Origin of the sequence: Vibrio xiamenensis (assembly GCF_900100015.1) — a bacterium.
Classification (GTDB): domain Bacteria; phylum Pseudomonadota; class Gammaproteobacteria; order Enterobacterales; family Vibrionaceae; genus Vibrio; species Vibrio xiamenensis.
The window spans coordinates 35,193-59,029 of record NZ_FNDD01000007.1; the positions used below are offsets into that span (position 1 = coordinate 35,193).

The 23,837-nt window shown below is 45.6% G+C and carries 25 protein-coding genes; 6 read left to right on the forward strand and 19 right to left on the reverse strand.

Going from position 1 to position 23,837, the window contains the following annotated elements:
* Positions 1 to 54: 54 nt before the first annotated feature.
* The 14 genes from ybgF to ruvC form a co-directional block, all read right to left on the reverse strand.
* Complete coding sequence (ybgF, locus tag BLS03_RS07525) at positions 55 to 828, reverse strand: tol-pal system protein YbgF (RefSeq protein WP_093271729.1); 774 nt, start codon at positions 826 to 828, stop codon at positions 55 to 57.
* Positions 829 to 844: 16 nt separating this feature from the next.
* Entirely contained in the window at positions 845 to 1,390 is a 546-nt protein-coding gene (gene pal / locus BLS03_RS07530) for a peptidoglycan-associated lipoprotein Pal (RefSeq protein WP_093271732.1), read from the reverse strand.
* Between the two features lie 31 nt (positions 1,391 to 1,421).
* Entirely contained in the window at positions 1,422 to 2,774 is a 1,353-nt protein-coding gene (gene tolB, locus BLS03_RS07535) for a Tol-Pal system beta propeller repeat protein TolB (protein ID WP_093271735.1), read from the reverse strand.
* A gap of 13 nt (positions 2,775 to 2,787) precedes the next feature.
* Complete coding sequence (gene tolA, locus BLS03_RS07540) at positions 2,788 to 3,846, reverse strand: cell envelope integrity protein TolA (RefSeq protein ID WP_093271738.1); 1,059 nt, start codon at positions 3,844 to 3,846, stop codon at positions 2,788 to 2,790.
* A gap of 13 nt (positions 3,847 to 3,859) precedes the next feature.
* Positions 3,860 to 4,303, reverse strand: a complete 444-nt coding sequence (tolR, locus tag BLS03_RS07545) for a protein TolR (protein WP_093271741.1) — start codon at positions 4,301 to 4,303, stop codon at positions 3,860 to 3,862.
* Positions 4,304 to 4,305: 2 nt separating this feature from the next.
* Positions 4,306 to 4,989 (reverse strand): protein TolQ, encoded by a 684-nt coding sequence (gene tolQ, locus BLS03_RS07550; protein ID WP_093271743.1) that lies wholly within the window; start codon positions 4,987 to 4,989, stop codon positions 4,306 to 4,308.
* Positions 4,979 to 5,398: a tol-pal system-associated acyl-CoA thioesterase gene (gene ybgC / locus BLS03_RS07555; protein ID WP_425445103.1), complete on the reverse strand. Its 420-nt coding sequence runs from the start codon at positions 5,396 to 5,398 to the stop codon at positions 4,979 to 4,981. The genes tolQ and ybgC overlap by 11 nt, the downstream gene beginning before the upstream one ends.
* 150 nt (positions 5,399 to 5,548) lie before the next feature.
* Positions 5,549 to 5,854 (reverse strand): cyd operon protein YbgE, encoded by a 306-nt coding sequence (ybgE, locus tag BLS03_RS07560; RefSeq protein ID WP_093271747.1) that lies wholly within the window; start codon positions 5,852 to 5,854, stop codon positions 5,549 to 5,551.
* Positions 5,844 to 5,957 carry a cytochrome bd-I oxidase subunit CydX gene (gene cydX / locus BLS03_RS07565; RefSeq protein WP_093271750.1) on the reverse strand — a complete coding sequence of 38 codons (114 nt, stop codon included), beginning with the start codon at positions 5,955 to 5,957 and terminating at the stop codon, positions 5,844 to 5,846. The genes ybgE and cydX overlap by 11 nt, the downstream gene beginning before the upstream one ends.
* 12 nt (positions 5,958 to 5,969) lie before the next feature.
* Complete coding sequence (cydB, locus tag BLS03_RS07570; protein WP_093271754.1) at positions 5,970 to 7,106, reverse strand: cytochrome d ubiquinol oxidase subunit II; 1,137 nt, start codon at positions 7,104 to 7,106, stop codon at positions 5,970 to 5,972.
* Positions 7,107 to 7,117: 11 nt separating this feature from the next.
* A complete protein-coding gene (gene cydA / locus BLS03_RS07575; RefSeq protein WP_093271756.1) occupies positions 7,118 to 8,704 on the reverse strand; it encodes a cytochrome ubiquinol oxidase subunit I in 1,587 nt (528 codons plus the stop codon).
* Between the two features lie 462 nt (positions 8,705 to 9,166).
* Entirely contained in the window at positions 9,167 to 10,171 is a 1,005-nt protein-coding gene (ruvB, locus tag BLS03_RS07580) for a Holliday junction branch migration DNA helicase RuvB (protein WP_093271759.1), read from the reverse strand.
* A gap of 125 nt (positions 10,172 to 10,296) precedes the next feature.
* Entirely contained in the window at positions 10,297 to 10,911 is a 615-nt protein-coding gene (ruvA, locus tag BLS03_RS07585; RefSeq protein WP_093271762.1) for a Holliday junction branch migration protein RuvA, read from the reverse strand.
* A 79-nt stretch (positions 10,912 to 10,990) separates the two neighbouring features.
* Positions 10,991 to 11,512 (reverse strand): crossover junction endodeoxyribonuclease RuvC, encoded by a 522-nt coding sequence (gene ruvC, locus BLS03_RS07590; protein WP_093271764.1) that lies wholly within the window; start codon positions 11,510 to 11,512, stop codon positions 10,991 to 10,993.
* Between the two features lie 490 nt (positions 11,513 to 12,002).
* Between ruvC and BLS03_RS25645 the strand changes: the two genes are divergently transcribed.
* Positions 12,003 to 12,152 carry a hypothetical protein gene (locus BLS03_RS25645; RefSeq protein WP_176765546.1) on the forward strand — a complete coding sequence of 50 codons (150 nt, stop codon included), beginning with the start codon at positions 12,003 to 12,005 and terminating at the stop codon, positions 12,150 to 12,152.
* Between the two features lie 13 nt (positions 12,153 to 12,165).
* Here BLS03_RS25645 and focA read toward each other — a convergent pair whose 3' ends face one another.
* Positions 12,166 to 13,008: a formate transporter FocA gene (gene focA / locus BLS03_RS07595; protein ID WP_093271767.1), complete on the reverse strand. Its 843-nt coding sequence runs from the start codon at positions 13,006 to 13,008 to the stop codon at positions 12,166 to 12,168.
* A gap of 223 nt (positions 13,009 to 13,231) precedes the next feature.
* Here focA and BLS03_RS07600 point away from each other — a divergent pair, with 223 nt between their 5' ends.
* The 3 genes from BLS03_RS07600 to BLS03_RS07610 all read left to right on the forward strand — a co-directional run bounded on the left by BLS03_RS07600 (position 13,232) and on the right by BLS03_RS07610 (position 15,102).
* A complete protein-coding gene (locus BLS03_RS07600; protein ID WP_093271770.1) occupies positions 13,232 to 13,468 on the forward strand; it encodes a TIGR02647 family protein in 237 nt (78 codons plus the stop codon).
* Positions 13,469 to 13,625: 157 nt separating this feature from the next.
* Positions 13,626 to 14,447 (forward strand): NAD(P)H-binding protein, encoded by an 822-nt coding sequence (locus BLS03_RS07605; protein ID WP_093271773.1) that lies wholly within the window; start codon positions 13,626 to 13,628, stop codon positions 14,445 to 14,447.
* A 10-nt stretch (positions 14,448 to 14,457) separates the two neighbouring features.
* Positions 14,458 to 15,102, forward strand: a complete 645-nt coding sequence (locus tag BLS03_RS07610; RefSeq protein ID WP_093271775.1) for a YdcF family protein — start codon at positions 14,458 to 14,460, stop codon at positions 15,100 to 15,102.
* A gap of 91 nt (positions 15,103 to 15,193) precedes the next feature.
* On the opposite strand, the gene clpA is transcribed toward BLS03_RS07610, so the two are convergent.
* Together clpA and clpS are read right to left on the reverse strand one after the other, a co-directional pair.
* Positions 15,194 to 17,464 carry an ATP-dependent Clp protease ATP-binding subunit ClpA gene (clpA, locus tag BLS03_RS07615; RefSeq protein ID WP_093271777.1) on the reverse strand — a complete coding sequence of 757 codons (2,271 nt, stop codon included), beginning with the start codon at positions 17,462 to 17,464 and terminating at the stop codon, positions 15,194 to 15,196.
* Between the two features lie 47 nt (positions 17,465 to 17,511).
* Positions 17,512 to 17,832 (reverse strand): ATP-dependent Clp protease adapter ClpS, encoded by a 321-nt coding sequence (gene clpS / locus BLS03_RS07620; RefSeq protein ID WP_093271779.1) that lies wholly within the window; start codon positions 17,830 to 17,832, stop codon positions 17,512 to 17,514.
* 473 nt (positions 17,833 to 18,305) lie between these two features.
* Here clpS and cspD point away from each other — a divergent pair, with 473 nt between their 5' ends.
* Positions 18,306 to 18,527 carry a cold shock domain-containing protein CspD gene (gene cspD / locus BLS03_RS07625; protein ID WP_143015605.1) on the forward strand — a complete coding sequence of 74 codons (222 nt, stop codon included), beginning with the start codon at positions 18,306 to 18,308 and terminating at the stop codon, positions 18,525 to 18,527.
* 82 nt (positions 18,528 to 18,609) lie between these two features.
* Here cspD and BLS03_RS07630 read toward each other — a convergent pair whose 3' ends face one another.
* Positions 18,610 to 20,832: an NADP-dependent isocitrate dehydrogenase gene (locus BLS03_RS07630; RefSeq protein ID WP_093271784.1), complete on the reverse strand. Its 2,223-nt coding sequence runs from the start codon at positions 20,830 to 20,832 to the stop codon at positions 18,610 to 18,612.
* A 185-nt stretch (positions 20,833 to 21,017) separates the two neighbouring features.
* Here BLS03_RS07630 and BLS03_RS07635 point away from each other — a divergent pair, with 185 nt between their 5' ends.
* Entirely contained in the window at positions 21,018 to 21,800 is a 783-nt protein-coding gene (locus tag BLS03_RS07635; RefSeq protein ID WP_176765547.1) for an rRNA large subunit pseudouridine synthase E, read from the forward strand.
* A 127-nt stretch (positions 21,801 to 21,927) separates the two neighbouring features.
* Here BLS03_RS07635 and aspS read toward each other — a convergent pair whose 3' ends face one another.
* Complete coding sequence (gene aspS, locus BLS03_RS07640; protein WP_093271789.1) at positions 21,928 to 23,706, reverse strand: aspartate--tRNA ligase; 1,779 nt, start codon at positions 23,704 to 23,706, stop codon at positions 21,928 to 21,930.
* Positions 23,707 to 23,837 lie beyond the last annotated feature (131 nt).

Consider the following 23,837-nt stretch of genomic DNA (forward strand, 5'->3'; position numbering starts at 1 on the left):
AAAGTCTCACCTCATAGAAACAACAAGAGGCGCTTTTGCGCCTCTTGATATCGATTATTTTAACTGCTCTTTCGCCAAGTTCGCTGACGATGAATTCGGGTATTCATCGATAACTTGTTGATAGTACTTCTTGGCTTGCGCGGCGTTGTTATTACGCTGAGCGATGTCTCCAAGCTTAACCAACGCATCCGGGCGTTTATTGGAATTTGCGTAAGTCAGTACCGCGGCAAAACTCTTAACTGCTTCTTTATCTTGTTTTTTCGCGTAATAAAGCTGGCCTAGCCAATAGTGTGAGTTTGGCGTAAAGCTGGAATCTGGGTAATCTTTTTGAAATTGCTGAAACGCGGCAATGGCACCATTGTAGTCACGCTTTTTCAAAATCAGATCAACGGCGTTTTGATACGCTTCTTGCTCGGTGGCATTAGTACTGTATGTACCCGCATCGGATGCATCAGAGTTGCCGGAATCTGCTGCCACTTGAGCTGGCTGGCTATTGACTTGCTCGCGCAGCTTGTCGACTTCAACAAACAGTTCACGTTGACGCGTGACCATTTGCTGCATGTCATAATTATTCTTTTCAATCTGGCCGCGTAAATCGCTGATTTCCTGAGACATAGAGTCTATCTGTTGCTGCATACGCGCTTGGACAAGATTGCTATTTTGGATCAAACGTTCGAGACGCTCGACGGTACTTCCCCCACTCACTGATGAAGAGAGAGAACTATTACTGCTATTTAAATCTGATACTGGAGCTGGTGCAGCGAGCACTGGGCTCGCTGCACTTGCTAGTAACATAAGCGTAGAAATTCGCTTGAGGTTACTGAACATGAGGCTTTACCTCGACTTAGTAAACAAGTACTGCGCGACGGTTTTTCGCGTAAACTTCTTCTGATTGACCAAGTAGAAGAGGTTTTTCTTCACCGTAGCTTACGATTGAAATTTGGCTCTTCTGAACACCTAGCGCTTGTAGGTATTTAGCAACGGCTTCCGCACGACGCTCGCCTAACGCGATGTTGTATTCAGGTGTACCACGCTCGTCCGCGTGACCTTCAACAGTCACGTGTAGATCTGGGTTTTTGCTTAGGTAAGCAGCGTGTGCTGCAAGCATTTCTTCGTAATCGCCAGCAATCGTTGCGTTGTCGAAAGCGAAGTAAATGGTTTGCGACTCACGTAGAGACTGTTCTTTTAGCTCTTGCTCAGACAGTTGACCGTTGTCATCCATTGGAGAAACGACGGTAGTGTCAACGCTGCCTTCAGAACCAGAAGTTGAAGTAGACTGATTGGTTTCTGTGCCAGACGCGTTAGCGGCATCATCGCTTGAACTACATGCTGTCACTGCGAGAACAGGTAGTGCAATTAGTAGTCCTTTAAGAACTTTGTTAAGTTGCATTGTATTTTCCTTACTTTTTGATACTTACTTGCTACAAAAATGGTGACCATGCAGGCGCACGAACTCGTCCATTGGTTGCCGGTAATCGAGCTTTAAATCGCCCATCAATCGACACCATAGACAGGACATTTGTCTTATTGTAGATGGAGCTATAAATGACCATCCCACCATTTGGCGCAATACTTGGAGATTCATCCAACAAGGTTTTTGTCAGGATCTGAACCGCCCCGGTTTCTAAGTCTTGTTTGGCGAGGTTAAAGCCTGAGTTGCTGCGATGAACCATGACAAGAAAACGACCATCTGGTGTAATTTGTCCGCCTTGGTTCTGGCTGCCTTGCCAAGTAATGCGCTTAGTAGAGCCGTCTGCCAAATTTACTTGATAAATCTGTGGTTTACCACCCCGATCCGAGGTAAAAATCAATGATTTGCCATCAGGATGCCAGAATGGCTCAGTATTATTTGATCTTCCCCTCGTAATCTGTGTCAATTTACGAGTTTTTAGGTCGAGCGTGTATACTTGAAGGCTTCCTGTCCTTGATAAAACTAATGCTAACGTTTTACCATCCGGCGAGAAAATTGGCGCGCCGTTATGTCGAGGGTATGACGTCAACTTCTCAGTTTTCCCGGTGTAGATGTTCATCAGGAAAATTTCAGCTTGACCGTTTTGGAAACTCACATACGCCAACTCTTTACCATCTGGCGACCAAGATGGCGACATCAATGGTTGCTTCGAGCGCAACACGAGACGTTCGTTATAACCGTCATAGTCTGCAACGCGAAGCTGATATGGATACGAGTCTTTATCGTTCACCACCACATAAGCGATGCGAGTCAGAAACGCGCCGCGCTCGCCAGTCAACTCTTCATACACCAAATCTGAAATGCGATGTGCATATTCACGTAGACGCTTGCCTGGCACCGTCGCGCGTTTGTTAAACAGTACGTGATCGTTCGATGCAACCAACTGCCCGTCGTCACTCAATGCGCGACTTTTACCACTGGTCAACTGACCGCGTACGATATCGACCAATTTGTAGTTAATCACGTAATTACCATCTGCCGCTTGGCTAATGGTGCCAGTGAGCAATGAATCCACACCCAGAGATGTCCAAGCATCGAAATCAATGTCTTTGTCATCGTAAGGGGTTTGCGGCATTTTGCTCGCGGCCACAGGGCTGAATTTACCACTGCGTTGTAAATCGGATGCAATCACACTCGACACATCATGTGGCAGTGGTTGTGAGCCTTGCCATTTAAAAGGGACAATCGCTATCGGTCTAGCGGAGTCAATGCCGTCGGTAATCACAAGCTCCAACGCGGCATTTGCTATCTGAAAAGTACTCGCCAAAACGAGCACACAACCTAAAACAATTCGCTTTAACACAAGCTATTCCTTTTTACTTAGGTTCAACGGTTAAATTGATATTCTTTAATTTCGCAACGACATCAGGGTCTTTCGGCAATGGGAAGGTATTCACCTGAGCAACCGCGCGTTTCGCCGCAGCACATAACCTGCTGTCCCCATCAAGAATACTTAAATTGCCAACCACAGCCCCTGCGCCTGTCGGAATCAAACGCAAATTCACTTTACACAATTTACCGCGGAAGCTGTCTTCAATTAACAGATTATCGCGAATTAATTGCGTATAAATAGCACCGTAGCGGTCCGCTTCACTGGCAATAAACTTGCCACGTGCGGTGTCATTTTGCTGCGTTTCGGTTTCAAGGCCCGAGAAAATGTCATTTAACGCGGCTTCTTGCTCTTTACGTTCTTTCGCAAGTCGCTCTTTCTCTTGGCGCGCTTTTTCAGCCGCTTCTTTGGCTTGGCGCTCTTTCTCGATACGTTCTTTTTCCGCCTTTTCAGCGGCGATGCGTTCGCGTTCCGCTTTTTCAGCCGCGGCTTTAGCCGCTTTCTCGTTCGCGATACGCTGCTGCTCAGCTTTTTCAGCGGCAGCTTGTTTCGCTTTACGTTGTTCTTCCGCTTTACGCACCGCCTCTTCTTTGGCTTTACGTTCTGCTTCTAACTTGGCTGCACGCTCTTGCTCTTGTTTGGCTCGCGCCTCTTCTGCTTTGCGTTGCTGCTCTTTTTCCTGACGTGCTTTTTCCGCTTCACGGGTCGCTTTCGCTTCTTTAGCTTGCTGCTCTTTAAGCTTGCGAATGCGTTCCTCTTCCGCTTTACGGTTTTTCTCTAACTGCTCGCTTTCGCGGCGCAGTTTATCCAAACGATCTTGCTCTTTTTTGGCCGCGGCTTCACGCTGGTTACGAATCTGCTGCGCTTGTTGGCGCACCGCGTTAGGGTCGATAACCACAGCTTCAACCATCTTGCCCGACGGCTCAGGTTTGGACATCGAGAAATCGGCACCCCACAGCAAGGCGGCAACAAGTGCGCCATGCAGCAATAACGAAACTGCAATCGGCTTACTGTAGTGATTATTTTTTGGCTTGCGTTCTTTCATGAAACCCTAGGACTTATTCCTTAATATCCGTTAGCAGCCCCACTTTGGGGATCCCTGCTCGACTCAATTCATCGAGAACTAACACGACTTCTGCATATGGGGTTTTGGCATCGCCGCCCACAGCCACTGGTGAATTAGGGTTGATCGACAATTCCGCTTTGACGCGCACAATCACATCTTCAAGCGACAAACCACGCTGCATGTCTTCGTTATTCACGCTAACGCCAACATGGCCTTCTTTGTCTACTTCCACGATGATGAAACTCGCATCACTATCACCGGCCAGTTCCGTCGCTGGTTTGGCGGTCGACGTCTTTGGTAGCTCCACATCGACACCTTGAGTGATAAAAGGCGATGTCACCATAAAGATGATCAGCAGTACCAACATCACGTCGATATAAGGCACGACGTTGATCTCTGCCGTCATTTTGCGCTTTTTCGGTTGGTACCCAGCCATGGTTACTCCCTACCCGCCATTGCTTGACGATGCAGGATGCTATGGAATTCCTCAGAAAAAGTGGCGTAGTTATGTTCCAACTTGCCAACTTTATTGCTCAAACGGTTGTAAGCCATAACCGCTGGAATAGCCGCAAATAGGCCCATTGCTGTTGCGATTAGCGCTTCGGCAATACCAGGTGCGACCATCGCAAGAGTGGCTTGCTTCACTTCACCCAACGCGATAAAGGCGTGCATGATCCCCCACACGGTACCAAACAAACCGATATAAGGACTGATTGAACCCACTGTCGCCAAAAACGGCAAGCTGGTTTCTAAATCGTCGACTTCACGTGATACGGCTACTCGCATCGCACGGCCAGTACCTTCCATGATGTAATCTGGAGAAGACGCGTTTGATTTACGCAAGCGAGCAAACTCAGTGAAGCCCGAGTAGAAAATCTCTTCTGTACCAGAGAGTTCGTCTTTTCGTTTATTCACTTCTTGGTAAAGCGCAGACAAGTCTTTACCGGACCAAAATTTGTCTTCAAACGATTCGGTATCTTTTGCGGCTTTAGAAAGCACTTTACTTCTTTGGATAATCATCGCCCATGAGGCCACTGACATACCAAGTAGAATTAACATCACCAGCTTAACTAAAAAACTGGCTTGCAAAAACAGATCTAGAATTGAAATATCAGCGGTCACTACGATTTAACTCCATAAAAATTGATTGAGGGATCGCTATGGGCCTCATTTTCTCAGTATCAATACATGCTACCTTAACCATCGTTTTACACAACGTCTTCCCTTTAGGATTAACGATCTCCTGACAGAAAGTGATAGAAGCCTTTTTTAAATCAGATATTGATGTTGTCACGGTTAGTTGTTCGTCAAGGCGAGCACCTTGCAGGAAATCAATATCCATGTGTCGGACTACAAAACCGATGTTTTGTTCCAATAAGGTTTGTTGGGATACACCCAGCGAGCGAAGGAATTCCGTTCGAGCGCGCTCGAAGAACTTTAAATAGTTTGAGTGGTATACGATGCCGCCAGCATCCGTGTCTTCATAGTACACAGTAACCGGCCAACAAAATGGAGAATGTTCTGGGTGCACAACTACGCCAATGACTCTTATAAATTAGACAATTACTATAACGCAACCTATCCGTATCAACGCAAGTCCTATTTGGGAAATTGAGGCTTGATGCGACAAAAAAATAGCACTAAGCCTTTCGACTAGTGCTATTTATAACCAATGTTGATGTTATAACCAATAACATACGGTGAGATAAAGCAGTATCGCCAAACTAAAGTACGGGCTAAATACTAACTGCCAGTACCAGCGAATCGGCTTAAATCCAACACCAAAAACCATGCTTGAACACACTGCCCAAATCAGCAGCGGTGAAATAATAGAATTAAAACCGCCAATCGCTTGAGCATAATGTTCTGGGTCCCACATGACGAGAAACACATGTCCAAACCCTAAAATTAAAGATAAGGCCCTAAGCAGGGCCTTATCGATAGCAGCATGTAAACTTGCCACTTGCGCTGCGAAATTACTCGCCATCGCGGTCTTTATCCATCATCTCTGAGTGCTCTAGCCAAAGAGCATTGATGATACCAAATGCGCATGCGAGTAAAATGCCGAGAATCCATGCGAAATACCACATATTCGTTGCTCCTTAGTAAAGTGAGTTTTTGTTGTCTTCGATGTATTTAGTATCCAAGCGACCAAACATTTTGTAGTAACAAAATGCGGTGTAGCACAGGATGATAGGTACGAATACAAAGGCAACGCCAGTCATGATGTTAAGAGTTAGTTCACTTGACGTTGAATCCCACATGGTCAGACTATCACTTGGAACCAAGTCTGAAGGCATGATGAATGGGAACATCGCAAAACCTGCGGTTAAAATAACGCCAGCAATTGCAAGACTTGAAGCCAAGAATGCCCAACCACCTTTTTGTGCGCGAGACGCAACGATAGTCAATAGCGGCATCACCACACCAAGAGCAGGTGCTAACCACAAGATTGGGTAATTGTGGAAGTTCTGCATCCACGCACCCGCTTCACGTACCACTTCTTTAGCCACTGGATTCGATGCTGCGTTGGTGTCAATCACGCTAGTGATCACATAGCCATCGATATTTTGCACCCAGATACCCGCAAGCACGAACGTAACTGTCGTTAGCAATGCACACAACTGTGCTGCGCTGCGTGAACGTTGTGAAAGCTCAGCCGTGGTTTTCATTTGTAGCCAAGTTGCACCCTGAGTCAACACCATAAATACACTCACTAGGCCAGCTAGAATCGCAAACGGATTAAGAAGAGCGAAGAAAGAACCATGGTAAGTTGGCATCAAAAATTCATTCAGTTCAAATGGTACGCCTTGCAACAAGTTACCAAATGCGACACCGAAGATTAGTGGTGGCACAAAACCTGAAATCGTAATACCCCAGTCACAAACGTTGCGCCATTTGTCCGTTTCACCTTTAGCACGGTATTCCAAGCTCAGCGGACGCATCCATAATGCACCCAGAGTCAGAATCATGGCAAAGAAGAAGCCAGAGAAAGAGGTCGCGTAAACAAGTGGCCACGCAGCGAACAATGCACCACCGGCAGTGATAAGCCATACTTGGTTACCATCCCAGTGCGGAGCAATAGAGTTAATCATTACGCGACGTTCGGTTTCAGATTTACCCAAAATACGAATTAACGCGCCGACACCCATGTCGAAACCATCGGTGATAATGAAACCGATCATCAGGACACCGATGAGTACCCACCAGATGAATCGCAAGACTTCGTAATCAAACATTATTTCTCTCCTTACGCTTCTACTTGGCGGCTAACTTTATCTTCTAGAGAGTTAGCGTCTTGTTCAAAGTGATAACGGCCGGTTTTTAGGCTACTTGGACCTTTACGAGCGTATTTCAACATCAGGTACACTTCCGCAATCAAGAAGATGGTGTACAGGCCAAGAATAACGAATAGACCCGCCCAGATTTGACTCGCTTCCAAAGCCGAAGCTGCTGTGTGAGTAGGCAGAATTTCACCAACGGCCCATGGCTGACGACCATACTCGGCGACAAACCACCCCGCTTCAACAGCAATCCATGGTAGTGGAATACTAAATAGCGCAGCTTTCATTAGCAGACGGCTGTTTTCGATTTTTTGACGGCAAGTTTGAATAAACGCCGCAGCGAATACCACTAGCATGATAACGCCACACGCAACCATCAGACGGAAAGACCAGAATAGAGGCCAAACTGTTGGAATGGAATCATCCGCAGCCGCTTGGATGTCTGCTTCAGTCGCGTCAACCACGTTTTCTGTGTGACGTTTCAGAAGTAGACCATAACCTAGGTCACCTTTCACTTCATTGAATGCTTGTTTGGTTTCTGGTGATTGATCACCTGAACGTAATTTTTCAAGCAATGAATAAGCGTACATACCGTTACGGATACGTGCCACGTGTTCTTCGCGCAAATCACGAAGACCCGTAACTTGCTCATCGATAGAACGCGTTGCAATGATACCCATTAGGTAAGGAATTTTGATTGCGTATTCGGTTTCCATTTTGTCTTGGCTAGGAAGACCAAATAGCGTGAATGACGCAGGAGCTGGCTCTGTGTGCCATTCTGCTTCAATCGCCGCCAATTTCACTTTCTGTACTTCACCCAGTTCATAACCAGATTCATCACCCAAGATGATAACCGATAGAACCGCAGCCATACCGAATGACGCTGCAATCGCGAATGAACGACGAGCAAACGCCACATCACGACCTTTAAGTAGATAGTAAGAACTGATGCCTAAAATGAACATTGCGCCAGTAGTGTAGCCAGAAGCCACAGTGTGAACAAATTTCACTTGCGCTACTGGGTTTAGTACCACTTCAGCAAAGCTCACCATTTCCATACGCATGGTTTCAAAGTTGAATTCAGCACCAACTGGGTTTTGCATCCAGCCGTTTGCAATCAGAATCCAAAGTGCCGAGAAGTTCGAGCCAATCGCAACCAGCCAAGTAACGACTAAGTGTTGACGTTTTGACAATCGATCCCAACCGAAGAAGAAAAGACCAACGAAAGTTGACTCAAGGAAGAAAGCAACCAGTGCTTCAATCGCGAGTGGTGCACCAAAAATATCACCCACGTAATGTGAGTAGTAAGACCAGTTAGTTCCGAATTGGAACTCCATGGTTAGACCCGTTGCTACACCAAGTGCAAAGTTGATACCGAAAAGTTTACCCCAGAACTTGGTCATGTCCTTGTAGATTTGCTTATCAGTCATTACGTACACTGACTCCATGATGGCAAGCAAGAATGCCATACCTAGAGTCAAAGGTACGAAGAGGAAGTGATACATCGCTGTGAATGCGAATTGCAATCGCGATAGATCAACAACGTCAATCATGAGAACTCCTATGTGTCGGCTGAAGACACTTTCCGAATAAATACAGACGAAAGTTTAGACTGTTATTCAAACATTAAACATGTTGTAAACATTAAAAACTTTGTTGCAATTATGTACCGTTATGGTTAGTTAATTGTTAAGCATCAGCTAATATAGCTGGGGCTAATACTACTGCTAAAAAACCTAGGTTTCAAAAGGTTTGTAGGAGGATTCCGCTTTGATTTAAATCAAGTTTTCAATCTGGTTCTTGTTCAAAAAACCATCATCTTGATCTAGATCAATAAGAACACCATCAGTTTGTTAACGCTTAGTGATTTAGTACGGATTTCAGAAAGGAAAGGAGCACAATGAATTAACAACCTTGACCATATTAGGCATTAATGGTCACATTCATGAATTTCAAAAAACAGGATCAAGATCACAAATTTAACCAGTGTCAGTTTATTCCGACACCAGTTAGTTTTAACGATCGATACCAAAATGTAAATAAGCGCGGTCGGTGGCGATACGACCTCGAGGAGTACGTTGTAAATAACCTTGCTGGATAAGATAAGGTTCTAGCACGTCTTCGATGGTCTCTTTTTCCTCACCTATCGCAGCAGCCATATTGTCCAATCCAACCGGACCACCACCAAACTTCTCCATAATTGCCAGCAACAGTTTACGGTCCATATAGTCAAAGCCTTTGGCATCAACATCGAGCATATCGAGAGCCTTATCAGCAATCGCAGCATCAATGTGACCATTACCTTTAACTTCCGCGTAATCTCGAACGCGACGTAGTAAACGGTTAGCAATACGGGGAGTACCACGTGCACGACGCGCGACTTCCATCGCACCATCCATATCCATCGATAAATTAAGACAATCAGCACTGCGTTTAACAATATTCTGCAAATCAGCGACTTTGTAATATTCGAGGCGCTGAGTAATACCGAAACGGTCGCGCAGCGGTGATGTTAACGAGCCAGCGCGTGTCGTCGCGCCAATCAATGTAAAAGGTGGCAAATCGATTTTAATCGAACGCGCCGCAGGACCTTCACCAATCATGATATCCAGTTGGTAATCTTCCATAGCTGGATACAGGACTTCTTCAACCATCGGACTCAAACGGTGGATTTCGTCGATAAATAACACATCGTTTTCTTCAAGATTCGTCAGAAGCGCTGCCAAATCACCGGCTTTCTCGAGCACCGGGCCTGAAGTGGTACGAATATTGACTTCCATTTCATTGGCGACAATATTCGCAAGCGTGGTTTTGCCAAGACCTGGCGGTCCAAAAATCAGCAGGTGGTCTAATGCTTCACTGCGTAATTTCGCCGCTTTAATGAAAATTTCCATCTGATCACGAACATGATCCTGACCTTTATAATCAGCCAGTGACTTAGGACGAATAGCACGATCAATAACGTCTTCTTCTTTAAAGACTGGATTTTCCGGAGCAATAAGGCGATCTGCTTCGATCATAAAGATAAACCTTAAATAGAAGTAATTGAGATAAAAAAGACGTCAAGTCGGCGCTTAAAACCTTAACTCAGTTCATCAGACAACTAGTTTATTAGACAACTATGTTTATTGGAAAACTAAGTTTATCAGACCATCGACTTCAAAGATTCACGAATCACATCTTCACTGCTCATATCGGCTTTGTAGATCTGTGACACCACTTTTGACGCTTGAGTCGGCTTATAACCAAGGGCTATCAGAGCACTCACCGCTTCTTCTTCGACATTTGAGCTCGATTGAGAACCCGAATCTGCTGGAGCGGCGTCGGTAAACGGTGTAAACAGGTCACCCGCCCCCCAGCCTTTCAAACGGTCTTTCATTTCAACAACTAAACGTTCAGCGGTTTTCTTACCCACGCCCGGCAATTTGACCAAGGTTGAAATATCTTCGCGTTCAACGCAGTTTACGAATTGAGTTGCGGTCATACCAGAAAGAATGCCTAAGCCGAGTTTTGGCCCTACCCCGTTAGCTTTAATCACTTCACGAAATAGCGCTCGTTCTTTCACCGTGTTGAACCCATACAGCAGTTGTGCATCTTCGCGCACCACAAAATGGGTATAGACGATGGCTTCTTCTCCAATATTTGGCAACTCATAAAAACAGCTCATTGGCATTTGTACTTCGTAGCCGATGCCATTCACTTCAATAAGAATTTCAGGTGGTTGCTTTTCAAGAATATTGCCGCGTAAACGTCCAATCACAATGTGGCCCTATGTTTGTTTGATATTGAGGAATCATAATAAATTACTGGATAGATAGCCAGTAAAAGCAACGCCGCAGTTATCGATAGCGGCCTTTTCGTGCAGTTGTTGCTCGCCCAGCTAACGCAACCAAGGTTTTATTGGTATTGGCGTGGCAGATGGCAACGCCAAGCGCATCAGCGGCATCGGCCTGAGGTTTGGCGGGAAGTTTTAACATCTGTTTGACCATATGCTGAACCTGAACTTTGTCGGCACCACCCGTCCCCACTACCGCTTGTTTAATCAATCGCGCGGCATATTCATGAACGGGAAGATCGGCGTTGACTGCAGCAACAATCGCACTTCCTCGCGCCTGACCGAGTTTGAGCGCAGAGTCGGCATTTTTCGCCATAAACACCTGTTCAATGGCAAACACATCCGGTTGAAATTGAGTAATGATTTCAGACACGCCCGCATAAATTTGCTTTAGGCGCCCAGGGAGCTCTTTTTCAGAGGTACGGATACAACCACTCCCTAAGTAATACAAATGCCGTCCTTGCTGACGAATCACACCGTATCCAGTAATTCTCGAGCCGGGATCAATACCTAAGATGATTGTCATGCCTACACTCTGTGTTGAAGTTGTTTCGAGGTCGTATCTTATAGTAGCGACCGATAATGGTCGAGTTTACAGACTGGGGTTTTGACTCGCGAGCTCAAAACGGCCAACGTATCGTATAACGTATTGTTTTTATTTAAGTCGCTTAACACGCTAAAATATCCGTTGCGAAACAGGTGTTATTTTTTAACCACTTTGTAGCTCAAAGCCGACAAAAACCAGCAAAAACAACCTAAATCACCATCTTTAGCTGCGATTACGTCTTACCGATAAGAATCATTAAATAAAAATTCACTGGTAAAACAAGAAACTACATCAATATCTCAAAAAAGAGAAAATTTATAAACAATCTACACATAAACAAATTATTATCCACAGATTCTGTGGATAACAACTGGGATGGATTTATTCACCAGAGAAATTTTATATTCATCTAATTGCAAACTAGACTCCATATTGTGGATGAGTCAAAGTTTTTATTGATGGATTGAGAGTGATGATAGCTACGGACAGTGAGAATAGAGTGACGTTACGTCAGTGGGATGACCATGATTTCAATGATTGGCTGATTGAAAAGCCACAAGAACTTGAAGACAAGAAACCAGTAGCCGATACCAATCATCTGTACCGACTACTCAATTAAACTGGAGTGAATACTAGCGACGCAGATAAATGATCCAGTACCACATCGCGACAAACACACCACCACCGATGATGTTGCCAATAGTGACTGGAATCAGGTTATTAAGCACGAAATCGATCAGGTTGAGATCTGCATAATCGGCGATGTTCGCACCAGTCATCTGCCAAAACGCTTCTGGAGCAAAGTACTTGATGCCGATAGCCATTGGAACTTGGAACATATTGGCAATACAGTGCTCAAAACCAGACGCAACGAACATAGCAACAGGTAGAATCATAACCACGATTTTGTCGGTCAACGAACGGCCGCTAAAGGTCATCCATACGGCAATACAAACCAGTACGTTACACATGATCCCAAGCGCAACGGCTTGGAAGAAAGCGTGGTGCATTTTGTGCTGAGAGATCGACATCGCGTTTAGACCAACCTGGCCGCCATCAAACATATACTGACGAGCCACCAGCATACATCCAACCAGCAACAGCGCACCGCACAGGTTACCCGCATAAACGACAAACCAGTTTTTAATTAAGGTCTTCCACGTAATTTTGCCGCTTGCACGTGCAACAAGCGTCAGCACAGAACTTGTGAATAGTTCACCACCAGTCACCACAACCAAAATAAGACCTAAACTAAATGCCAGACCACCGATTAAATGGGTCAATCCCCATGGTAAGTCACCAGCACCTGTTGTCACTGTGGTATAAAAAATAAAAGCAATACCAATATGTATACCAGCAGAAACGGCTAACAAAAATGATTTGCTTGCTGGCTTAGTCGCTTTACCTACGCCGATTTCAGCAGCGCGTTCGGCCGCTTGTGGCGGCAAGAGAGAATCGAATTGATTAAAGTCCATACGTTGTTACATCTTGATACACTTAATTAGAGCGCGGATAATCTCTCCAAACACGGTTAAATTCAAGACATAAATGCCATAAGCAAACAAATTTATTATAGAAATAATTATATCGAACAACGGCTTTCAAGCGTGCCTAGCTAACACAATCGACACAGATTTCTTGCCCCCCAAGGAGGATGGGATTACTTTCACTGCAAGACATAAACAAAAGGAACGCCCTATGAAATTCACAGCCGAGCATTTAGCGGAACTTAACCTTCTGCTGCAATTTGATCTTCGCAGCGCTTCGACCGGAATTAAAGTACATAGTGACGCAGATTCAGAGCACAAAACTGCCGTAAGCAATCTATTTGAACGAGGTCTGTGTACCGCACCAGATGGTGGCTATTTAACTGACGAAGGCATCGAAATCGCCGAACATGCCGATAAAATCCTCCAAATTCTAACCAACTCATAACTCTTCTCAAACGGAGCCTAATGCTAGGCTTCGTTAAACATATCCCCCACCTCCATACGCTTCTTGCTTTTGTCTTAGCCAAGATTGATACTCAGTTACACATGTTAATAATGTATTGATTCCAATACGTTTGTAGTTATCACATAAGGAACTCAGTATGCAGAATTTGACAGTCATTGGCGCAGGTTGGCTTGGGCTTCCTTTAGCTCAATACCTCATGACTATCGGTCACTCGGTCACGGCTACCCGCACCAATGAATCTGGTGTTCAGCACATCAAGTCGCTAGGTGTTGACGCCTTAAGCGCAGATTTGAATACCACCGTTAGCGAACTCGAACTTCACTTAAAACGTCACCCACAACAAATCGTCATCGGCTGTTTCCCTCCAGGGTTTCGCCGCCAACACTCAGGTAACTATGTTCACCAATGGCGCAATTTGGTTGATGTGGCCAAACGAGCAGGAGTAAAAAAACTGATCATGGTCAGTAGTACTTCGGTGTATCCATCTGGCAGTGAAGAGATGCACGAGCAGCACGCATCTTATCCATTGGCGCTCAACAATCCGCTGTTCTCGGATAAAGCCCGCGTATTACTTGAAGCTGAGCAAGAGGTTATTAACAGCGGTTTAGAATATGCCATCGTACGCTGTAGCGGCCTTATTGGGCCAAACCGCCATCCATCACGCTTCGTCAGCAAAATGGCTAAAATAAGCCGCTCAGCTCCGGCCAACATTTTGCACCAGCAAGATGCTATCGGATGCATCAGTTTCGCCGCTCTCAACATCACCAACCAGGTCGTCAATGCTTCAACCCCCAATACCGTCAGTAAAGCTGAGTTTTATCAACATGCCTTAGACAGCGTTCAAGACGCGACTCCCCTGCCCACTATCGTCGATGAACCAGATAAGCGCATTGTCTCAGATAAAATTATCCAACTCGGATATAAATTCCACTACCAACATACTTTGGAATCGCTTTAGCGGAGCTTACATGGCCACTCATCTTTTTCAGCACATAGAAACACTTTGGGATTATATGCAGTTACACCAAACACCAAAAAAGGCAGACTGTATCTTTGTTCTTGGCAGTAACGATTCAAGAGTCGCAGAATATGCCGCTGAGCTTTATCATCAAAAAATGGCGCCATATATCGTGTTTTCTGGAGGTCGTGGGCGGTTTACTCAAGATTTAACCACCAGTGAAGCTGACATATTTGCCAATGTCGCCTTCGATATGGGCGTACCCCGTCATGCGATGATTTTGGAAACGCAATCCACCAACTCGGGTGAAAACATGACGTTTACCGCCAAACTTCTCGCCGAGCAGGGCCTAACGTTTGATTCTTTTATTCTGCTACAAAAACCCTATATGGAAAGGCGCGCACTCGCTACATTCATCAAACAGTGGCCCCATCAATACCGTCACGTCACAGTGAGTTCGCTTGGGCAAAACCTTTATGATTTTTGTAATGAAGAGTTGTTGCTACCTGATGTTATCGAAGCGCTTGTCGGTGATTTCGAACGCATTAAAAGTTACCCAGAGAAAGGTTTTCAAATCGCTCAGGACATTCCATTAGCAGTAGAACACGCCTATCAAGCAATCATAGCGCGCTACCCGTTCGAAAATCGGCACTGAGTGAAAACCGCTATTGGTCGACACTGATTAAACAACAAAAAAGCCGAAGTTAAACTTCGGCTTTTGCTATTACATTTGGTGAGTTAAACGATTAATGAACCGCCGCTTCTTCTTCATTAAGAAAGTTGAATTTCAGCTCATCATCTTTCAGCGTAACTTTAACCGTACCGCCATTCACCAAAGAGCCGAACAGTAGCTCGTTGGCCAAAGGCTTTTTGAGTTGCTCTTGAATAACGCGTCCCATCGGTCTTGCCCCCATCGCACGGTCGTAACCTTTGGTCGCCAACCAGCGGCGCGCGTCTTCGGAAACTTCCATTGATACACCGCGAGAATCCAACTGAGCTTGCAATTCAACGATGAATTTATCCACCACTTGGTGAATCACTTCTTCATCTAAGCTGTTGAACCATATGATGTTATCAAGACGGTTTCTAAACTCAGGAGTAAAGACTTTCTTGATTTCCGCCATCGCATCAAAGCTGTGATCTTGCTGAATCAAACCAATGGATTTCTTGACTGTCTCAGAAACACCAGCGTTGGTTGTCATTACCAGAATCACATTACGGAAGTCCGCTTTACGGCCATTGTTATCGGTTAATGTACCGTTATCCATAACTTGCAATAGCAAGTTAAAGATATCTGGATGCGCTTTTTCAATCTCGTCGAGCAATACCACAGAGTGAGGATGCTTAATAACAGCGTCCGTGAGCAAACCGCCTTGGTCAAAACCAACATAACCAGGAGGCGCACCAATTAGACGGCTAACGGAGTGGCGTTCACCATATTCAGACATATCAAAACGCAGTAACTCGATACCAAGTAGTTTCGATAGCTGAAGTGTAACCTCGGTTTTACCCACACCGGTTGGACCGGCGAACAAGAATGAACCAACTGGTTTGTTCTCTGCGCCAAGACCAGCACGAGACAACTTGATCGCTTCGCAAAGTACGCTAATGGCAGGGTCTTGTCCAAATACCAACATCTTCATCTTCTCATCAAGAGACTGAAGGACGTCTTTGTCGGTCGATGACACGGATTTCTCAGGAATACGCGCCATTTTAGCGACCATAGACTCGATATCCGCAACGCCAACTGTTTTACGACGTTTGCTTGCTGGTGCTAAACGACTGCGCGCGCCCGCTTCATCAATAACATCAATTGCTTTGTCTGGCAGATGACGCTCATTGATGTACTTAGCAGACAACTCAACCGCTGCTCTCAGTGCTTTATTGGTATAACGCACTTCATGGTGAGCTTCGTATTTCGTTTTAAGGCCCATCAGAATTTTAGTGGTGTCATCTAACGACGGCTCAACAACATCGATTTTTTGGAAGCGGCGAGATAAAGCGCGCTCTTTCTCAAAAATGTTGTTGTATTCCTGATAAGTCGTCGACCCGATACAGCGTAACTTGCCGCTGCTAAGCAGTGGCTTAATCAAATTTGCCGCATCGACTTGCCCGCCCGAGGCCGCACCAGCACCGATAATGGTGTGGATTTCATCAATGAACAAAATCGCGTCTTGTTCTTTCTCAAGCTGTTTCAAGATGGTTTTGAAACGTTTTTCAAAATCGCCGCGATATTTAGTGCCAGCAAGTAGCGAACCGATATCCAGTGAATAAATAACGCTGTCTTTTATCACTTCAGGGACTTGGCCTTCGACGATTCGCCACGCCAAACCTTCGGCAATCGCGGTTTTACCGACACCCGCTTCACCCACCAACAATGGGTTGTTTTTACGACGGCGACACAACACTTGAATAGTACGTTCAAGTTCTTGATCGCGACCGATAAGCGGGTCGATATGACCTTGTTTGGCGACTTGATTTAGGTTGGTTGCGAAGCTTTCTAGACGCTCTTCTGAGCTGCCTTCTTCAACGCTGTCACTACTGAACGAATCCGGTCCGGTGGCATCATCACCAGTGCTTGAGGCTTTGGTGATCCCGTGAGAGATGAAATTGACGATATCCAAACGGCTGATATCGTTTTTCTTCAATAGATAAGCCGCGTGAGACTCTTGCTCACTGAAAATGGCGACCAGCACATTGGCGCCGGTAACTTCACTGCGACCAGAAGACTGTACATGGAAAACGGCGCGTTGGAGAACGCGTTGAAAACTTAATGTTGGCTGAGTTTCCCGACTTTCATCGTTGTCTGGGATCAGCGGAGTGGTTTGGTCAATGAAAACATCTAGCTCGTTGCGCAAAGCATCTATATCTGCTTGGCAAGCTAACAACGCTTCTCTTGCTGCATCGTTTTCCAACAATGCTAACAGGAGGTGCTCGACGGTCATAAATTCATGTCGTTTGTCTCTAGCGCGGGCGAATGCACCGTTCAAACTCGACTCTAATTCTTTGTTAAGCATAAGGACCTCCTTTAAGGAATCACTTTGTCATTGTCATTCCAACAGCATCAAGCCTGTTCCATGGTACAAAGTAATGGGTGCTCATTTTCCCTTGAATACATCGTAACTTGAGCCACTTTGGTTTCTGCGACCTCTGCGGTAAATGTTCCGCAAATCGCCTTTCCTTCATAATGTACTTTGAGCATAACTTGAGTTGCTTTATCTATATCCATTGAGAAAAAACGCTCAAGAATTTCGATGACAAAATCCATAGGAGTGTAATCATCGTTGCTCAAAACCACGTTATACATAGCGGGTGGCTGAACTTTTGTTTTTTCTTTCTCCAGTAGATTTGAGTCTGGAGTTACCCATTCGAATTGCTTACTCATAACAGTTAATAACAAAGAGTGCTTCTATGTTCAATTGTATCGCTTCCGCGTTGAAATTAAGTGGGATGAATCTCTTAAGTCAGCGCAAAAAGACCAAGTTGAAAAACGCCCTTACTTAGAGACTAATGCAGCAATTGTATCGCTGCAAATAAAAGATTTCTATTAACGTTACGCTTTAGACTAATTGCTTAAAAAGCGAACAACAAGCTATTTCGTCTCTGAATGAATGGATTCTAAATTATCACCATTCATGAGTTGGCAAAATGTAAACAACCAAAGCAATTTGTTTGCAAATATGTCGATCTTAATGCGTTTTTGCTATTGACTGTCTCCGACCATTAGCTAAATTGGTCAAATAGTGACTAAAAATTTGGCAGCGGCTAAATGATTAATCACTCGAGATAGTGCCATATAAATAATATGGCGACAGCTTTTAACAACTTCAGTAACAGAATGCATGAGGGATGTATAGCATGGCTACAGGTACAGTTAAATGGTTTAATAACGCCAAAGGATTTGGTTTCATCTGCCCAGAAGGAGAAGACAGTGACGTGTTTGCTCACTATTCAACGATCCAAATGGAAGGATATCGTACTCTGAAGGCTGGCCAGCAAGTCACTTTCGAAGTCGAGGAAGGACCAAAAGGCTACCACGCTAGCGAAGTAGTGCCAATTGAAGGTCAACCAGCAAAATAATCGCTGCCAAATTAAGTTGTAAAAATAAACCCGCCTAATCAGCGGGTTTTTTCTTTTTGCTACGTTTTTCGAGCAATGGTGTTTAGCCGATGATGCTATTCAGTGTCGCACTTGGACGCATCAAAGCGGATGCCTTGTCAAATTCAGGCAGGTAGTAACCGCCTAAATCGCCCGCGACACCTTGGGCGCCATTAAGCTCTGCGACAATTTTCGCTTCGTTGTCACTCATGACTTTAGCAATCGGAGCGAACTCTTCTGCCAATGCGGAATCTTGTGTCTGCTCAGCCAAAGCCTCTGCCCAGTAAAGCGCTAGATAGAAATGGCTACCACGGTTATCAAGCTCGCCGACTTTACGCGATGGTGACTTGTTGTTATCAAGGAACAGACCGGTCGCTTTATCCAGTGTCTCTGCCAGTACTTTTGCTTTCGCATTGCCAGTGACATCTGATAGATGCTCAAGCGACGCCGCAAGTGCCAAGAATTCACCTAGAGAATCCCAACGCAGGTGATTTTCTTTTTGGACTTGTTGAACGTGTTTCGGCGCAGAACCCCCTGCCCCAGTTTCAAACAAGCCGCCGCCATTCATCAGCGGTACGATTGACAGCATTTTCGCTGACGTGCCTAGCTCTAGAATTGGGAACAAGTCAGTCAGGTAATCACGCAGTACGTTACCCGTTACCGAGATGGTATCTTCGCCTTGCTTCATGCGAGTCAGGGAGTATTTACATGCATCTAGTGGCGATAGAATCTTAATCTCTAGGCCGGCAGTATCATACTCTGGCAAGTATTGGTTTACTTTCTTGATAAGCTCAGCGTCATGGGCACGGTTTTCATCTAACCAGAACACAGCCGGTGCACCTGTTGCGCGCGCGCGGTTTACCGCAAGCTTAACCCAATCTTGAATTGGCGCATCTTTAACCTGACACATACGGAAAATATCGCCTTGCTCAACACTCTGCTCAAGCAACACGTCACCTGACTCTGTTACTACACGCACGGTGCCAGCCGCATCAAGGATAAAGGTTTTATCGTGTGAACCATATTCTTCTGCTTTTTGCGCCATCAGGCCAACGTTTGGCACGCTGCCCATCGTAGTTGGATCAAAGGCACCATTTTGCTTACAGAAATCAATGACCGCTTGGTAAATACTTGCATAGCAACGATCTGGGATCATCGCGAGAGTATCTTTTTGTTTGCCATCTGGGCCCCACATTTGGCCAGACGAACGCAACATTGCAGGCATTGATGCATCAACAATCACGTCACTTGGGACGTGTAAGTTGGTGATACCGCGATCAGAGTCAACCATCGCCAGTGGTGGTTGAGTTGCGTATACCGCGTCAATCGCTGCAGTGATTTCAGCTTGTTGCTCTGCTGGCAATGCTTCGATTTTCGCGTAAACATCACCGATGCCGTTGTTAACATCAACACCAAGTTCAGCAAACAGGTCGCCATATTTAGCAAATACGTCTTTGTAGTAAACCTTAACCGCATGACCAAAAATTACTGGGTCAGAAACTTTCATCATGGTTGCTTTAAGATGCAATGACAGCAACACATCTTGCTGTTTCGCCGCTTCAATTTGCTGTTCAAAATACGCCACAAGCGCATTTTTGTTGAGAACCGAAGTATCGATGATCTCTTTCGCAAGTAGAGGGAATGACGGCTTAAGCTCTTTTACACTGCCATCTTGACCAACAAATTCGATTTTGACTGCCGTCGCGTTTTCAACAGTGACCGATTTTTCGCTCCCGAAGAAGTCTTTCTCTGTCATGCTCGCAACAGAAGATTTCGAATCTGCGCTCCAAGCGCCCATTGAGTGTGGGTTTTTCTTAGCGTAATTCTTAACCGACAATGGCGCGCGGCGATCTGAGTTACCTTCGCGAAGCACTGGGTTTACCGCGCTGCCTTTAATTTTGTCGTAAGTTGCTTTGATCGCTTCTTCTTCGTAGCTTGCAGGTTCTGCAGGGTAATCTGGCAACGCGTAGCCTTTGTCTTGCAATTCTTTAATTACGGCTTTGAGCTGAGGAACAGACGCGGAGATGTTTGGCAGTTTGATGATGTTGGCTTGCGGTTGCTGCGCAAGTTCGCCAAGTTCAGCTAGCGCATCACCAATGCGTTGGCCTTCTTTCAAATGTTCAGGAAAATTAGCAATGACACGTCCTGCCAATGAGATGTCTCGGGTTTCAACGTTAATACCAGAAGAAGCAGTAAAAGACTGGATAATCGGCAGCAGTGAGTAAGTCGCCAGTGCTGGAGCTTCGTCTGTAATGGTATAGATGATTGTAGGTTTTTCTGTAGGCATGAAATTTCCCTATTGTTCTAACGGCAACATTGAAAATGCTGGCGTGTGAATGGCCGCGGGCAAGCAAGTTTGTCGTCTCAACGCTTGCTGCGATTGATGTTTCTTTTTCTGTCTCGATTGCTAAAACAGCAATTTCCTTGAGAACTCGTTATAATTAAACAAAAGCAAGAGAATAGTCTATTATCTTGTTCGTCAATCCTGTATTTGGGCGCGCAAATGATAGCGTAAAACCGTCGCTCAGAAAACTTTACCAAACAGTTCATTTACATTTTTGCAAGGTAGTTAACATGTCACCTCGCTCTTCCCGAGAGTCAACATCGAAAAATACGCCACCATCAAAACGCCGCTTAAAACATACCAAAAGTCCTCAGAGCTCAGCAAAACATCGTCATAAACCTCGTGTATCAAAGCCGAGAATTTCTCTTCAAGAGCGCAAAGTTATCGCATTTAACAAGCCTTATGACACGCTAAGCCAATTTACCGACGGTGATGGTCGAAAAACCTTGGCCGATTATATCCCCATCAAAGATATCTATGCCGCTGGTCGACTAGACCGTGATAGCGAAGGATTGATGATTTTAACCAATGATGGCGTATTGCAAGCTCAGCTGACTCAACCAAGCTCTAAAGCGCCCAAAACCTACTGGGTACAAGTTGATGGCGCGCCAAGTGAAGCGGATTTAGACCAACTACGCCATGGCGTAGAACTTAAAGATGGCCCCACTCTGCCAGCGAAAGTCGAACGAATTGAACAACCAGCGGTTTGGCCACGTAACCCGCCAGTACGCTTTCGAGCTAACATTCCAACGACCTGGCTCGCTATCACGATCATTGAAGGTCGTAATCGCCAAGTACGTCGCATGACAGCGCACATTGGCTTTCCAACCTTACGCTTGATTCGCTACTCAATGGGTGACGTTAATTTGGCCGGACTACAGCCAGGCGAATGGCAAGAGATTCATTTATAGCCCGACATTTGGCTGGGTTCATAAAATGTTTCAGGCGCAGCCAATGCCAAGCAAATAAAATGTCACGTGCATAAAAAAAGCCGCTGAAGACTCAGCGGCTTTTTACTAGGTCACGAAGACATAGAGATTATTCTTGCTCTTTTTCCTGAGCAACCGTCACAGCGATAGCAAGCTCTTCAAGCGCTGCAGGGTTTGCAAGACTTGGCGCATCGGTCAACAGACACGCAGCTGCTGTGGTTTTAGGGAATGCAATCACATCACGGATATTTTCCGTACCACATAACAGCATAACCAAACGGTCAAGACCAAACGCAAGACCTGCGTGTGGCGGCGTACCGAACTTAAGCGCGTCTAATAGGAAACCAAACTTAAGTCGTTGTTCGTCTGCTTCAATACCGAGCAAGTCAAATACTGCGGCTTGCATTTCTGCATTATGAATACGAACAGAACCGCCGCCCACTTCGTAGCCGTTAAGCACCATGTCGTATGCGTTTGACAACGCCGATGATGGGTTCGCTTTAAGCTCTTCTGGCGTCATATTCAGTGGCGAAGTGAATGGGTGGTGCATTGCCGCCACATTGCCTTCGTCATCTGCTTCAAACATTGGGAAGTCGATAACCCAAAGTGGTGCCCACGCTGACGTGTCGGTCAGTTCGAGGTCTTTACCGACTTTCAGACGTAGTGCACCGATCGCTTCTGCAACCACGTTGGCTTTATCAGCACCAAACATGATGATATCGCCAGTTTGCGCGCCAGTACGCTCAACAATAGCAGTGATGATCTCTTCGTTTAGGAACTTAGCCACTGGAGACTGAATGCCTTCGACGCCTGCCGCAAGGTCGTTGACTTTCATCCAAGCCAAACCTTTCGCGCCGTAAATCGCCACAAATGAGGTGTATTCATCAATTTGTTTGCGGCTTAGCGAAGCACCGCCAGGTACGCGAAGTGCAGCAACGCGGCCGTTTTCGTCATTCGCTGGGCCAGAGAACACTTTAAAGTCGACGTCTTTTAGCAAATCAGCCACGTCAACGAGTTCTAGCGGGTTACGCAAGTCAGGCTTATCGCTACCAAAACGACGCATCGCTTCAGAGTAAGGCATGATTGGGAACTCGCCCAAGTCGATACCTTTCAGCTCAAGCCACATTTCGCGAATCATTTTCTCTGTCACAGCACGAACTTGCTCTGCGCTCATGAATGACGTTTCGATATCGATTTGAGTGAATTCTGGTTGACGGTCAGCACGCAAGTCTTCATCGCGGAAGCACTTAACGATTTGGTAGTAACGGTCAAAACCCGACATCATCAGCAATTGTTTAAATAGCTGAGGTGATTGAGGAAGCGCGTAGAAGCTGCCTTTGTGAACGCGGCTTGGTACTAAGTAATCGCGTGCGCCTTCTGGCGTGGCTTTGGTCAATACTGGGGTTTCGATATCGAGGAAGTCGTTGCTGTCTAAGAAACGGCGCACAAAGCTTGACGCTTTCGCACGCAGTTTGATGCGATCGCTCATTTCTGGGCGACGCAAATCCAAGTAGCGGTATTTCAAACGCTGCTCTTCAGAGTTCTTTTGGTTGAAATCCAGTGGCAGAACATCGCTGCGGTTAATGATTTCAAGACCTTTGGCCAAGACTTCCACTTCACCTGTCGCCATATCTTTATTGGCTTGGCTGTCTGGACGAGCGCGAACTTCGCCAGTCAGCTTGATGCAGAATTCGTTACGAAGTTGGTTTGCCACTGCGTATGCATCCGCCATATCCGGATCCACAACTACCTGAACGATACCTTCGCGATCTCGCATGTCGATAAAAATCAGACCGCCTAAATCACGGCGACGGTTAACCCAGCCGCACAATTCTACAGTTTGTCCCGCAAGGGACTTGTTCAGGTGACCACAGTAATGGGTACGCATAGTGAAATTCCCAATCTCTCGTTTAATTATCAATTCCAAGCTGCTGCAGGTCAGAACCGCAGCAACATAAGCTGTCATTTATACGCTGAAAGTCGAACAAAATCGATATTCCAACGGATAATTTGTTGTGT

Excerpts from the sequence above, each read along its gene's own strand:
- ybgF (WP_093271729.1), bottom strand. The coding sequence starts at position 828 with ATGTTCAGTAACCTCAAGCGAATTTCTACGCTTATGTTACTAGCAAGT.
- pal (WP_093271732.1), bottom strand. The coding sequence starts at position 1,390 with ATGCAACTTAACAAAGTTCTTAAAGGACTACTAATTGCACTACCTGTT.
- tolA (WP_093271738.1), bottom strand. The coding sequence starts at position 3,846 with ATGAAAGAACGCAAGCCAAAAAATAATCACTACAGTAAGCCGATTGCA.
- tolR (WP_093271741.1), bottom strand. The coding sequence starts at position 4,303 with ATGGCTGGGTACCAACCGAAAAAGCGCAAAATGACGGCAGAGATCAAC.
- ybgE (WP_093271747.1), bottom strand. The coding sequence starts at position 5,854 with ATGGCGAGTAATTTCGCAGCGCAAGTGGCAAGTTTACATGCTGCTATC.
- cydX (WP_093271750.1), bottom strand. The coding sequence starts at position 5,957 with ATGTGGTATTTCGCATGGATTCTCGGCATTTTACTCGCATGCGCATTT.
- cydB (WP_093271754.1), bottom strand. The coding sequence starts at position 7,106 with ATGTTTGATTACGAAGTCTTGCGATTCATCTGGTGGGTACTCATCGGT.
- cydA (WP_093271756.1), bottom strand. The coding sequence starts at position 8,704 with ATGATTGACGTTGTTGATCTATCGCGATTGCAATTCGCATTCACAGCG.
- ruvB (WP_093271759.1), bottom strand. The coding sequence starts at position 10,171 with ATGATCGAAGCAGATCGCCTTATTGCTCCGGAAAATCCAGTCTTTAAA.
- ruvC (WP_093271764.1), bottom strand. The coding sequence starts at position 11,512 with ATGACAATCATCTTAGGTATTGATCCCGGCTCGAGAATTACTGGATAC.
- focA (WP_093271767.1), bottom strand. The coding sequence starts at position 13,008 with ATGGACTTTAATCAATTCGATTCTCTCTTGCCGCCACAAGCGGCCGAA.
- BLS03_RS07600 (WP_093271770.1), top strand. The coding sequence starts at position 13,232 with ATGAAATTCACAGCCGAGCATTTAGCGGAACTTAACCTTCTGCTGCAA.
- BLS03_RS07605 (WP_093271773.1), top strand. The coding sequence starts at position 13,626 with ATGCAGAATTTGACAGTCATTGGCGCAGGTTGGCTTGGGCTTCCTTTA.
- BLS03_RS07610 (WP_093271775.1), top strand. The coding sequence starts at position 14,458 with ATGGCCACTCATCTTTTTCAGCACATAGAAACACTTTGGGATTATATG.
- clpA (WP_093271777.1), bottom strand. The coding sequence starts at position 17,464 with ATGCTTAACAAAGAATTAGAGTCGAGTTTGAACGGTGCATTCGCCCGC.
- clpS (WP_093271779.1), bottom strand. The coding sequence starts at position 17,832 with ATGAGTAAGCAATTCGAATGGGTAACTCCAGACTCAAATCTACTGGAG.
- cspD (WP_143015605.1), top strand. The coding sequence starts at position 18,306 with ATGGCTACAGGTACAGTTAAATGGTTTAATAACGCCAAAGGATTTGGT.
- BLS03_RS07630 (WP_093271784.1), bottom strand. The coding sequence starts at position 20,832 with ATGCCTACAGAAAAACCTACAATCATCTATACCATTACAGACGAAGCT.
- aspS (WP_093271789.1), bottom strand. The coding sequence starts at position 23,706 with ATGCGTACCCATTACTGTGGTCACCTGAACAAGTCCCTTGCGGGACAA.